Origin of the sequence: Rhodohalobacter sulfatireducens, from assembly GCF_022012475.1 — a bacterium.
In the GTDB taxonomy this organism is placed as follows: domain Bacteria; phylum Bacteroidota; class Rhodothermia; order Balneolales; family Balneolaceae; genus Rhodohalobacter; species Rhodohalobacter sulfatireducens.
Window position 1 is genome coordinate 1 of sequence record NZ_JAKLWS010000054.1, and the last position, 14,274, is coordinate 14,274.

Here is a 14,274-nt window from a genome sequence, read left to right on the forward strand (position 1 = left end):
TGGGTATCTCCAGGCTTGGGTTACTATCCGTGATCCGAACCCAAAACGACTGGAAAGGAGCAATCAACACATCCTCGGATGCCGCACAGTTCAGAGTGCTGTAATCTCCATTGCCACCGTTTGCATCCGGATCCCAGAAGTAGGCTGAGGTGGCAATATTGTCCCCTGTAAACTCACAGAAATCCAGTGCAATGGGGTGAGGGTTGCCCAAAAGGTAGTAGTTACCGGGGTTGGGCGAGCTGCCATCTCCGTCGTAATCCAGTACACTGTAGCTGAATGTGCCGTCCAGGGCCTCCCAGTTCTCACCGGACTGCACCGTGACCGGAAGTTCATCTCCGAGAACATAGATAATAAACGGAGTACCAGCGCCCGATTCATCACCGGTTGATTCTACCGGATCCCACTCGTAGTTCTCCTGGTCCAGCTCGTACAGCGTTTGCGACGGCGGAGGGCCGATTTCCACGGTAATGCCGGAAAGCAGATCACCGTAGGAATCCCCGTCGGAGGGATTGGCCATAAATCGCCAGCCTTCGCTGCCAGACAGCTCCGTAAAGACGCTACCCAGGTCGATGGTTATCTTATACGACTCTTCACTCTGATTTCCCTCATCATCTTTAATACTGAATTCAAAATCATCAAAGTTGTAACCATATTGATCTTGCGGAGGAGCATAGGTCAAATCACCATTCTCAATTGCCTGAACACTAATTTCGTCGTTATCAGAAACAACGTTTCCATCCAGTTCCAGATCTGCTTCAAAATCAGAGGGGATCTGTTCAATAACAACACTATGGTTGTTATCTGTCTGTCCAAAATCGGAAGGACTGAATGCATAGGATTCATTATTGACCAGCATAAGCCGCTTATCTTCAGCTTCGGGCTGGTCCCGGGTTGTGAAGCTAAAGGATTCGCTCCACTCACCCGGACCTGCCGCATTGCGCCCTCTGGCTCTCCAATTGTAGGTCGTAGAAAATGACAGATCATCTGCGGTTTGAAATTCGGTCTTTGTGATACCCGTTTCGTCAATCACCGGATCGGAAAAGTCGCTGTTGGGCGATACAACCAGATCGTAACTGTCGGCTCCATCCGCAGCATTCCATTCAAAGAGCGGTTTTCGTGAAACATCTTCTGCGCCGTCTGCGGGTGCAATCAAAATCACAACCTCTGAGCTTTCCGGCAGTGTCGTGAAGCTGAATACCTCACTCCATGCTCCCTCACCCCCTGCGTTGATTCCGCGAACCCGCCAATAGTAGACCTCAGCGTTTGCGAGATCATTAGCAGGTGTAAAGGATGGATTTTCCAGGCCGGATTCATCAATAACGGGGGAGGAGAGATCGTCATTTTCTGATACCTGGATCTGGTAGGTTTCCACTCCGTCATTTGTCTCCCAGGTGAATTCCGGTACCAGGCCAACATTGATCGACTCATCGGCCGGAGCAGTCAATACGATCGCGGCCGGAACCTCGGGCAGCGTCGTAAAGTTAAAGGCCTCACTCCATTCTCCGGGGCCGATTGCATTCACTCCCCTGGCTCTCCAATAGTAAATGGTTGAGACGTTTAGCTCATCCACAGTTTGAAATTCAGTATCTGTAACTCCTGTTTCATCAACTACCGGATCGGAAAAGTCGCTGTTGGGTGATACGACCAGGTCGTAGCTGTCCGCTCCATCGGCAGCATTCCAGTCAAAGAGCGGAGTAAGCGAAACATTTTCTGAGTTATCGGTGGGACTGCTGAGCAGTACAACAGACGCATCATCGATAAAAAGCCCCGGTAAGGGATTCGCTTCCGGTTCGGCCAGCGGCTCATCGTACGTAAACAGCCGGAGGTAGGGGTAGGAGGTGAAGTCACCGGATTGAATCTGCCACATGCTGCTGAAGTCAAACCCGCTAAAGGAGGCCTGCTGACGCATCTGCTCTCCATCCAGCCCGGTGCCGGTCCCGTTATCGGTGGACCCTGTTTCCGTGCTGAAGTACCATTCACTATTACCTGTCGGAGATCCGGTTCCGATTAGCGCACCGTCGTTGGAGATTCCCGATACAGAACTAAACGAGTATACATTATTCAACGTCCCGGTAACATCCCCGATCAGACCGCCTGTGCCATCCTGACCCGTCACGTTCGCGCCGGCGTACACGTTCTCAATCAGCGTGTTTGTATTGCTGGTTACGCCAACAAGCCCGCCTGTCTGGTTATCGCCTGTCACGCTTCCTCCGGACACGTACGACTCCAGGATAGTCCCGTCATTGAACAGCCCGGCCAGTCCCCCGGTTTGATTTCCACCGTCAATCTCCGGATCAACAATACCCAAACCGAGAATGGTGGCGGTACTGACGCTTCCAAACAATCCCGTTCGTTCGCGATCAGGCCGGTTGATGTACATTCCCGTGATGATGTGCCCGTTTCCGTTGTAGTTACCCAGGAAGCTTCCGCCGGCTTTACCAATCGGTTCCCAGCCCAGCCCCTCATTCCAGTAGGAGCCGCCCTCACGGGTCACTTCGCTGAGGTCGATATCGGCGGTCTGGATGAAGTAGCCGTCCCGGTCCAGGCGAACCGCATTCAGCTGATCGGCCGTGGCCACCTCCCAGGGAGTAGCCTCGGAGCCGTCTCCCGCATTGGAGATCGTTGTCTGAAACTGCCCTGTTGACCAGGCACCGTTCAGCGTGCTGCTGGTACCGCGAACCCGCCAGTAGTAAGTCACACCGTATCGAAGCTCGCCTGACGGAGAGTATTCGTTGGTCGCCAGGCCGCTTTGATCGATCACCGGGTTTGAAAAATCAGGGCTTAGCGATAGCTGAAGGTCGTAAGCCTCAGCCAGTCTGGCCTCTTCCCACTGGAATGTGGTAGACACTGCAACCCTCGTTTCAAAATTGGAGGGTGAGATTAAAAAAGGATATCCGAACGGTTCATCCTGAAATTCATAGGCACCCATATCCACAAAATCGGGATCAGGGTCCCCATCATAAATACGAGGGTTACCGGCAACGTCCGTTGTGATCCCTTCTGCAATCTCGCCGCTGGTAAAGGGGGTGTTGTCACCCCGGTTGATCGCGGGACTGCTGATGCTCAGTGAGTAATCTCCGTTTTCCGGATCTGCGAAGATCGGATCCACATCCAGGTTACTACCTCCATCATCTGCATACTCTGATACTCTCCAATTTGTACTACCCCCGGAGTTTGCAATGATACTGGAAGAGATATCGATATTGATATCAGAACTAAATGAAGCCTCAGGAATATCTTTATTTCCTCCCAGCTCATTATCCCAAATAATCACATTTATTAAACTTGCTTGACGGGCGGTCCTGATGGCTCCGGCTAATTCTTCCGCGCTATTTCTTGTAAACGTTGATCCAATAATGGTCATATTTCCAGGCGCAACCAATAATCCCCCTGTTCTTCTTGCGCTGTTCTCTGCAAACAGAGCGTTGACCATTGTAGATAAACCATCTGAATACATTCCGCCTCCATTACCAGTAGCATGATTTCCTTTGAATATGAAATTTTCTAATAATGGATTTCTTGAGCCTACAGAATTCGCCATACCTCCACCAAGATTGCCCACATTATATAGAAACCGAATATTGGAAAATCGTCCTCCTGTCCTGTTAAACATACCCCCGCCATCTTCTCCGTAATTCCCCTCTATCACAAGGTTTTTCATTGTGGCAATTCCATCATCGCTGATGATGAACAATCCACCTCCTGAGTCTGTCTCATTCCTCTCGCCAGAACTGCCTTCTACATTCGCTAAGCCCCCTGTCACCGTAAAGCCATCAAGATGTACCGATACCCCGTCTTCATTGAGGTATACGACTGAATAACTATTACCTCCAACGATGTGATCGGTTTGAGTGGGGTTTGAAGGGTCCCCGTCGCTGTCCGTTTGCGGTTCAAAGATGAGGTCGTTCTGATCGATATCCCCGCTCAGGATGCTTTCATTGGCCTGCGGGTCGCGCTCTTCCAGATTGGTTTCATTGCCGGCAAACCCACCATATATCTCCACCTGGTCTACCAGCGTAAAGCTGGCCTCCCGGTCGGTTCCGTCATCGGTGGGGAGGTATGTTCCCTCAGCCACCCAGATCTGCAGCGTACCGTCGGCATCCCCGTCCCAGTTAGCGGCCCATGTGAGGGCATCACGCAGTTCTGTGATTGCATTGGACCAGGAATCTCCGCTGCCGATTCCGCCGGAGACATTTTGATCAACATACACGATGTTATTCTCATCCGGTGTAATGAGCAGTTCTTCATCACCCTGAAATTCGTAGGCTCCCATATCCACACGGGCATTTTTAATTCGGACATTCCCATCCAGATCGGTATTAATACCTGAAAGGTCGGGAGTTTGCCCGGATTCAAAAATAACATTATTGCCAATGCTGATACCCGGAGAGCCTTCCTGAAGCTGAAAGTTACCCGCTACTGTTGGAGCATCTGATGGATTTACAGAAGTCACAAACATCGGAGCGTTGTTTGAATCGGTACCGTCCAGGTTTCCATCTCCTGAAGGGTTTTGTCCCTGCACCATGCTGTAGCTAATGGTTGTTGTTGCAGAATTAGTATTCACAATAGAAGATGACGCTGTACCCACACCCGTATTATCTTGATTATTCCAAATAATCGAGTTTCGAATGTCTACATTAGTACCTGAACTGCTGTTGTAAATAGCTCCACCGTTATCCGATACATTACCGGTCACCGTCACATTTGTGAGTATCGGACTGCTGTTAACATTTAAAATTGCACCTCCAAAACCGCCACTGCTGCCAGAATTTTCATCAGCCACATTTCCGCTGAACAAGAGGTTGGTCAAAATAGGGGCACCACCATTGTTGTACATACCACCTCCGCCAAACGTACCTACATTAAAACCGCTACGCGCCCGGTTCCCAATAATTTTCACATTTGTAAGAACAGGACTGCTGTTGTTATGGCTATAAATCCCACCCCCATTGTCAGCAGTTATATTTTCCTGAATCGTTACATCAGCTAAAACCGGATTACTATCATTATTATAGATTCCCCCACCTGAATTTCCCGCAAAATTGTTTTTGATCACGGTTTCCATAATTGTAGGATTACTGTTTTCCCTGTTCGAAACTGCCGCGCCATATCGACTGGAGCGATTCCCGGTAATCGTCAAATTCCTGAATGTTGCACTTCCCGAATCATTATAAACACCTCCACCGTCATTGTTTGGAGCCGAATTATCACTTGCATGCCCGGCTGTTATTGTAAATCCGTCCAGGACTGCTGTATCATCGGCATTGCTTCCATTCACAACGTGATAACTGTTATTCCCTGTAATTTGCGAGGTTGGACTTGTTACGATTTCTACCTCGTCGTTGCTATCGATATCTCCGCTTAAAATGGTGGTGTTGGTTTCCCAATCTCTCTCAGATAAACTCGTTTCCATTCCTGTAAACCCACCGTAGACCTCAACATGATTTGTCAGATTGAAAGATTGAGCCTGGTCTGTATTCGTAGTTGGCTTATACACTCCATCAGCCACCCAGATTTGAAGAGATCCTTCGGAGTTGCCGTCCCAATTATTATTCGCCCATCCAAGTGCTGTCGACAATTCCGGAAGTGCGTTTTCCCATGAATCCCCCAGTCCGGTATATCCGCCGGCTTCTGTATCCACATCAAGATCCACATAAAGAATATTATTGCCGTCCGGACTGATTGACAGTGTTTCACCCTGGTATTCATAAGCTCCAATATCAACAATTTCAATAGCTGTAGCACCATCATAAATCCTGGGTTCGCCCGCTAAATCTACGGAATAGTTGCCCGGAAGAAGATCATTGCTGCCGGCATCAATAGCCGAGCTTCCTTGCAGAATAGAATATCCATCGTCTTTGGATCCAAAAATACCATCCGCACCATTATAAGGTCCGTTCGTGTCTTTAAAACCGGGATCTTCATCCAAATTATTCCCGTTATCTGTACCCAGATCTGAGTTCCAATTATCACTTCCACCGGAGTTTTCTATAATGCTGTAAGAAATAGATGGAGTTGAGCTGCTCACATTATAAATTGAGGCTTCCGGAGTGGTTTTATCTCCGTCAATATAATTACTCCAGATAATGACATTGGCAAGGGTAGGATCACTCTCAGAGTTGAGTAAAGCAGACGCGTTCACACCTCCTAAGTTATTATAAATCGTAGCGTTCGTTAGGGTGGGGTTACTCTGCGAATTATAAATACCACCGGCTTCATCTGCATTATTACCCGTAATGACCACATTGTATAAATCAGGGTCACTCCCTGAGAAGTTTGCAATGGCGCCCCCTTCTGTAGCGGAATTACCAATAAACGTAATGTAATCTAAAATGGGGCTTCCGTTTTCATTATATAGGCCACCTCCGCGGGAATCGGCTCCGCTTCCATTCGCCTGGCCTGCTGTAATTATCACACCACTCAATTTAGCCGAATTGTCTGTACCCGTTCCATTCACTACATGGTATGAGTTGTTACCCCGAAGGCCAACATAAGATGATATTACCCCGTCGTTATCATTATCAGAATCGTTATTATCTATATCACCGCTGAGAATAGTAGGGTTAACACTCCAATCCCTGTCAGTAACTTGATTTTCGTTTTCATCCCCGTCAAATCCACCATAAATCTCTACATTATTTACAAGTTGAAAAGAGGCGTTTCGATCGCTTTCTTTCGTCGTTGTATATTTTCCGTCTGCCAACCATATTCTAAGCGTTCTTTTCTCAGGTCCCCATACTTCGCCGGCCCATCGTAATGCCGTACTAAACTCAGGGATGGCATTTGTCCATGAGCTTCCATTCTGTGTTCCACCGGCCGGAACATTTTGATCTACATAAAGCACCCCATTGGAGGGTTTAAAAATATCCTCCACAGGGATATCATCAGAGTTTGCCTCAACCGAACCAATATCACAGGTGCCGGCACTGTTTGCTATGTAATCTAAATCTACAGGCCGATCAAATCCTCTTTGGTCTTCTGTAAGACCGATACAACTTCCGGCATCTAACAGCGGCGAGCCCACATCCGGAGGCTGATTATAGGTTGCACCACCATAGTAAGCAAGAGCTTTTAACATGGGATCTCCGCTTGATGTAGCACTACATGAACCATCCTCAACCAAGCTATCACTTTCATCCAGGTCTCCGGATGCCACGCAGTCGCCCCCTTCTGAATTAGCTATTACACTGTTTGTTAATTGCAGGCTGCTTGAACTCCCAAAACTGGCTACACCTCCTCCCGATACACCTGCTTTATTATCAGAAAGCGTAGTATGAATAAGTGAGACTGATCCCTCGTTATAAATACCGCCACCACTCTCGTCTCCACCCAAAGCATTATTACTTGAAATTGTACTATTTCTGATCGTTAATCTTGAGGAGGACCCATTGTTCAGAATTCCACCACCACCTCCAAAATTTCCTGTGGTTGAATTTCCATAAACTGCTACATTTTCAAGTGTAAGATCTCCGGTATTTCTTATACCTGCAGCACTGCTCGCACTACCATCCGTAATTGCTAATGATCTAAAAGTGACTTCCAGTCCTGATTCAACTTCAAATACCCGGCTGTTATTATCTCCACTAACGGTGATTCCATTTGGCAGGTCACCGGCGTCAATGGTAATAGACTTGTCTACTGTAATTTGCCCGCCGGTTAATGTAATAGTTCCTGCATTGAGTGATTCATCGAATGTAATTGTACTCCCGTCAAATGTGTTCTCAACCACGTATCGCAGGGAGCCCGGCCCGTTGTCATTATCATTAGTGACGAATGGTTCCGGCAGAGAACCTTCATAAGCCCCAAGATCTACCGTTCCGCTCTGTATACGATCATCTCCGGCAACGTCTGTCTCGAAACCTGACAGATCAGGTGTTTCCCCGGAGTTAAAGAGTGTATTATCTCCGGCATCTAAGGCTGCACTTCCATTTAACAACCGGTAATCTCCGTTTGAGAAAGGTGCGTTACCGGGTGCAGGCGCATTCACAAATTTAGGATCGGTACTGGCTATATTTCCATTTTCTGTACTTGAACTACCTTCGACTAAGCTACTGCTAACTTCACTTATTGCGTTAACAAACTCCGCACTTATCGCACCATCATTACCATACAATATACTATTTCGAACTTTTAACAGTGACTCGCCCCAAACATGTATAGTCGTATTCTCGCCTGAACTGTTGCCGCTTACGCTACCATTTGTAAGTGTTACATCACTGCCATCAACTCCAATGGCACCCCCAAATCTAACGGCTCCGTTTCCGGCTATTACAACATTCGTTAACAAAACCGGAGTTAACTCATCGCTTCGATCCTCAATATGAATACCACCCCCTGAATAATAAGCGTAGTTATTTTTTACGATGAGGTTTGAGAGCTCACTTATAAATGAATTCAATACTACAATGCCACCACCACTATTTCTGAATATTTCTGGTTTCGGATTTTCACTTACTTGTACAGATCCACCAAATGAGTTATTGGCATAACCTCCTGTGACCGTAAATCCATCCAATATGCCAGAAGCAAGAACAACCACATGAAATGCATTGTCATCATCCGTAACTCCATCTCCATCAATATCGCCACTTAAAATACTTCGGTTCTCTTTGATGCTTAAGTCCCGTTCACTTAATGATGATTCATTCCCTGCAAAACCACCATATACCTTAACTCTGGATGCTATAAAAAAGGAGTTGTCTTTATTTGTTGGGTCGTTAGATCCCCCCAAATCATCCAGGGGTCGTACAGGCTTATAGATTCCGCCTGCTACCCAGACCTCATCCCCTGAAATGGAAGCAGATATCATTTCTTGCAGATCCCCGCTGGCGTTTGCCCAACTTGAACCATCTCCCGTTCCACCTTCTTTTACGTACCTTATTGTTTGAGCTTCTGCAACTGCTGCCAACGATGTCATCGAAGCCACAAGGAGAATGATTATTGACGTTTTTTTCCAATCTTTAAAATTGTCCAAACCGATTAACTTCATGATTGATGATTCCATAGTGGTATCTGTTGCGTTTAGTCTAACCCAGTGGATGGAATTGAGATGATGATTCACCAAAAAAATAGAGAAGCTGCTCTTTGAAAGTGTCCAGAATGTCTTTGAGATCGTCCAAAACTCCGTACATTATGGACTGACTACAGATGTCTCGACTCGCTCCGAACAACACGGAGCGCTGCGGAGCGGAGAAATCCAATGGTGGGGGCCTCAGACGTATGCCTGGAGATGTCTCGATTCCATTCGTCGCCCTGCTCCTCATTTCACTCGACATGACAGGCAGTGTCTTTATCAAAGCCGGCGTATAAAGTCCACTGCTGTGAATATGATTCCTAAACACGCCGTCTATCAATTACTCGCCAGACAACGGAGTCGAGAAATACATTGGTGGTGTTCGCAACCCTGTAGTAAAGAAATTTTGTAAGGAATGGCCCTCTCACTGTTCATACTAATATGAGGCAAGGAAAACATATCTATCATGTATACATCATGACCAACAGAACCCATTCCACACTATATGTGGGAATGACAGGGATCGGATACAAACGAACTGAGCAGCATATAAACAAAGTGTTTAATGGCTTCACCAAAAAGTATAATGTCACGAAGCTGGTATATTTTGAAGAGTACTCCTTTGTATGGGATGCTATTGCCCGTGAGAAACAGATCAAGCGATGGAGTCGAAAAAAGAAGGAGTGGCTGATTGAAACAAGAAATCCTAACTGGGATGATTTGTACAGAAAATACATTGACCGCTGGTGATGAATGTTTTAAAACTGAACCACACCCTTTACATCCAGGCCTATATTTTGTCAGCGGCGTTATTCACAATCCGGTTCAAACTAAAACCCTGATACGCTGCGTTTCCACACACCTACTAATGTCATTTCGACCGAAGCGCAGCGAAGTGGAGAAATCTATTGGTAGTGGGATTACCGAATGTAAACAGATGTCTCGACTCGCTCCGAACAACAAGGAGCTCCCTCGACATGACAGGCGGTGCCTGTCTTCAGTCACTCTTTGAAAGTGTCTATAATATCTTTAATATCATCCAAAACCTTCATCAAACCACTTAATTCCTGCGTTTTTTATGAGCCTGTTGTTCCTGGTTCTCTCATTTTTTCTTCAGCAGTCTGCTCTTCCCACAGGGCAGGAGTATATCGTTCAGAACTACACAATTGAGGATGGGCTGCCTGTCAATTCGGTGAACCGAATGGTGCAGGACAATAACGGCTATCTCTATTTTGCAACTACGGATGGACTTGCACAGTACGACGGCTATGAGTTTGTGGTTTATAATTCAGGAAATACACCCGGTCTATTTTCAAACCGAATATCTCAAATGACCTATATCCCTGAGTTCGATGAACTATGGCTTTTACATGCAGATGGTGCTCTTACCCGTAAAGTCGGCCCCATGTTTCAGAGTTACTCAACGGGAAGCGAACATCTTCAATCTCCTGTTGTTCAGCTGAGCAGCCAAACCAATGGTGAGCTCTGGATCCTGACCGAAAATGACATTGCGAGATACGACAGGAGTCAACAGCAATTCAACTTTTTAAATCAAACAGCGACAGAGAACAATAACCAGGCTATGACTTGGACTGATGAACAGAAAATCATTGTCAGCAGCGGGAGTGGGCTTTATGAGTTTGATCCGCAAACCGAAAATTCGGTTCAGCTACTGGAGGCCGGCGAGTATCCGGTATCCTCTCAGTCAACAACGTTCGTAAAGAAAATCGGTGATTATATCTGGGTAACCGGAACAGGTGGGGCGTTCAGATACTCAATGATCAGCTGTGAGGTTGATGTTCAATTTACACTTGATGGAAGCCCAAGCCATGTATGGGACGTTCATCAGAGGGGGGATCAATCTGTACTATTAAACAGCAACGAGGGGTTTTTCACGTTTGATCCGGCTACGTTTATCATCTCAAACTTTGGCCCGTCGTTCGACGCCTCCACTGAGAGAGCCAACTTGGTATACGAAGGATACAGCGGGGAATCGATCCTTATTGGGGATGAAGATGTTCGAATAAATGGTGAGATTGTACTTTCTACAGGCGATATCATTTCCGGCTACCTTGACAAGGCGGGATCACTATGGATCTCTACCCTCTATGACGGTGTATTTCAAATACGGCAAAGTGTAATCTCAAATATTACGCCGGAACAGGTTCCCGGGTTTGAAAATATCTATCCTGTTATAGAATCCAGTGACGGATCTATCTGGGCCGGCAGTTTTCACAATGGCATCTACAGATTATATGATGATACTAATCAAAACTGGAACGCAGAAAACAGTCGCTTGTCAGCCCAAAATGCCCGGTTTCTCTATGAAGATATAGACGGAACCCTGTATGCAAGCATTGCCCAGAATGGCTTGTGGAGGTTAGATGATGGCTCGTGGCAAAGGTTAGACGAATTCACAGAGGCTGCCGGACCGGATGTTACAGTGGAATCGATGCATCGGTCGGGAGACAGGCTGTTCATTGGCACAACGGGTGAGATGATTCAGTTTCAAAATGGTGAATTCAAGCCTTTTCGAACGTTTGAAATTGAATCCGGGAATCCATTTCAAGTGGTTCGGGTAATACGGGAAAACAGGAATGGAACCCTTTTTACAGGATCCTTTGGGTACGGACTAACCATATTAAAAAACGGAATCGCCAGAAATTACAGGGCGGAAAACAGCGGACTTCAAAGTAATTTTATTCGTGATATTTTTGTGCAGTCACCCGATACCCTCTGGGTTGCAACTGAAGATCTCGGTTTGAGCCGTATTGTTTTGGATTCAGACGCTGTTCCCCTTCAGTTTACAAGAGTGATGGAGCAAGACGGACTGATACACAACTCCCTGCACAGAATGATTCAGGGTCCGGAAGACAGGCTCTGGATCAGTTCAAACGGTGGTATTATGGCTGTATCGCTCAGCGATTTGAACAGATATGCCGACGGTGATTCAGGGACACTGCCGGTTCTTGGTTTCAATGAAGCTGAAGGCATGCTGAATCGGGAAGCGAACGGAGGAGTACAGACGGCAGGATTGATCACCCGGGATCAGAAGCAGATCATCTTTCCGAATCAGCGGGGATTAACGGTTATCCATTTATCAAGACTGGATGAGATGAACTCAGGACAGAACCTTATCCCGGTGATTGAGGAGATCGCGTTTGCAGACACTACGATCTCTGCAGGACAGCGTTCAGAGATTGAGCTTCCAACCTCAGAGCGGAATATCCGCATTAAGTTTACAGCTCCGAATCCGGCCACACCCGAGCGAACGATGTTTCGTTACAGGCTTGATGACGTAAATAGAGAATGGGAAGTATCCAATGATATTCGGCAGGCAGTATTTACTAATGTACCACCCGGTTGGCATACCTTTCACTTGCAAGTATATCTTCCCAACGTACAAGATCAGGTCAAGACCGCCGCTATCGATATTTTTGTCCCATACTTTTTCTATGAAACCAGCTGGTTTTACGGGCTCGCAGCTCTGCTTGGTGTTCTACTTATGGTGGGTGGAGTCCGGTACCGAACACGGCTATTGAAGAAACGAGAGAGAAAACTCCAGGCCAGGGTCAATCAGCAGACAAAGGAATTAAAAGAAGCTGCAGAACAAAAATCCAGATTTTTTTCCGGCATCACACATGAGCTTAAAACACCGCTCTCTCTCATCTCCAGTCCATTGGATGATCTTATAGAGGACGGAATAGAGCTGTCAGGTAAGAAAGCCAGGGAGCGGCTTCACCTGATGAAAAGAAATAGTGACCGCCTTCAAAACCTGGTCGACCAAATCCTTGGAGTGAGCAAACTGGATGCAGATAAACTAAAACTAACATTTGAACCGGTGGATATCGCAGAACATACCCGCCAACTCTTAGGTCAGTTTCAGTCCAGCCTTGATCAAAAAGAGATCACCCTGAATATTCATACAGACACGATTGATGAAAAGATCTATATCGATTCAGACGCATGGGAACGAATACTCATTAACCTGATGAGTAATGCCATTCGGTTTTCGCCCGAGAAATCTACCATTTCAGTGCAACTTTTAAACAAGGATGAAACTGTAACGCTCGAGATTAAAGACCGGGGAATTGGCATTCATCCTGACGAAGCTGAAAAAATATTCGACTATCTATACCAGGCTGATGACGCTTATGCAGCAGAAGGAACAGGAATCGGGCTCTACCTGGTTAAGGGATTGGTGGCTCGTATGAATGGAGAAGTAGGCGTTCTTTCTAAGAAGGGTGAAGGAGCTGAATTTTTTGTTACACTGAAAAAAGGGTACGCACACTTAAGAGATTCTGATACGATTGTTCATTTTCCTGTACCCCGACGTATTGAGCAAAATCAGGCAATTTCTGAGTCTGAAAATAGATTTGAACAGAATGAAAGATCACCGGATTCCAAACATTTATTTTTGGTGGAAGACAATGATGATTTCCGAGATTACCTTCAATCTGTTTTATCTGAAAAGTACAAGGTTACTGTTGCTAAGGAGGGAGAAGAGGCGCTGAAACTTTTACAAGATCTCAATGTCGATCTTGTGATATCAGACGTTATGATGCCAAAAATGAATGGCCTTGAGTTTGTCAACACTCTTCGAAAACAGGAAGATTACCAGAAATTACCGGTCATTTTCTTATCTGCCAAAGACCTTGATACCGATAAAGAAGCAGGACTCTCGTCCGGTGCGGATGTATATCTGACGAAGCCGATCAAAAGTAAATTATTACTCTCCCAAATTGATGCTGTCCTTCGACGAGAAAATGTTTTGAAAAGGAATCAGCTTCACGAAGAAGATTTAGAAGAAAATCAGCTCGTGAAAGATGTAAGAGAGATGGTGTATAGACAGTTGGCAAACCCTTCCCTAAGCGTCGATCTGCTCGCCGATGCGCTGTTTGTCAGTCGATCAAAACTTTATGCAGACTGGAAAGAAGTTTGTGACACTTCGCTGAATGCATTCATTAAAAAGACACGTCTCGATGAGGGTAAGAAATTGATCAAGGAACAAGATTTCAGCGTGCAAGAAGCAGCGACTGCTGTAGGCTTTCCCGATCCGAATTACTTTTCAACCAGTTTTAAGAAAGAGTTTGGAGTGAGTCCGTCGGAGGTTTAGAGGAAGTCAGGAAGCAAACATTCGATGTTTCTTATCCCAATCAAACATTAGACATTGGATGGTGCTTATCCCAACCAAATATAGTAGACATGGTATTTTTATTGCCACTCCAAAATTTGATAACCAACGAATTTCAGTTAAGTCG

General features: G+C 46.2%; 3 protein-coding genes. 2 read left to right on the forward strand and 1 reads right to left on the reverse strand.

Going from position 1 to position 14,274, the window contains the following annotated elements; translation table 11 throughout:
* A partial coding sequence (locus L6773_RS20570; RefSeq protein WP_304622118.1) for a choice-of-anchor Q domain-containing protein occupies window positions 1–9,004 on the reverse strand: 9,004 nt, incomplete at its 3' end.
* A gap of 450 nt (window positions 9,005–9,454) precedes the next feature.
* Here L6773_RS20570 and L6773_RS20575 point away from each other — a divergent pair.
* Together L6773_RS20575 and L6773_RS20580 are read left to right on the forward strand one after the other, a co-directional pair.
* Window positions 9,455–9,763: a GIY-YIG nuclease family protein gene (locus L6773_RS20575; protein WP_255727817.1), complete on the forward strand. Its 309-nt coding sequence runs from the start codon at window positions 9,455–9,457 to the stop codon at window positions 9,761–9,763.
* A gap of 328 nt (window positions 9,764–10,091) precedes the next feature.
* Complete coding sequence (locus L6773_RS20580) at window positions 10,092–14,129, forward strand: hybrid sensor histidine kinase/response regulator (RefSeq protein ID WP_237856543.1); 4,038 nt, start codon at window positions 10,092–10,094, stop codon at window positions 14,127–14,129.
* Window positions 14,130–14,274: the final 145 nt, after the last annotated feature.

Coding starts and splice junctions, on each gene's coding strand:
- L6773_RS20580 (WP_237856543.1), top strand. CDS start 10,092: ATGAGCCTGTTGTTCCTGGTTCTCTCATTTTTTCTTCAGCAGTCTGCT.
- L6773_RS20575 (WP_255727817.1), top strand. CDS start 9,455: ATGAGGCAAGGAAAACATATCTATCATGTATACATCATGACCAACAGA.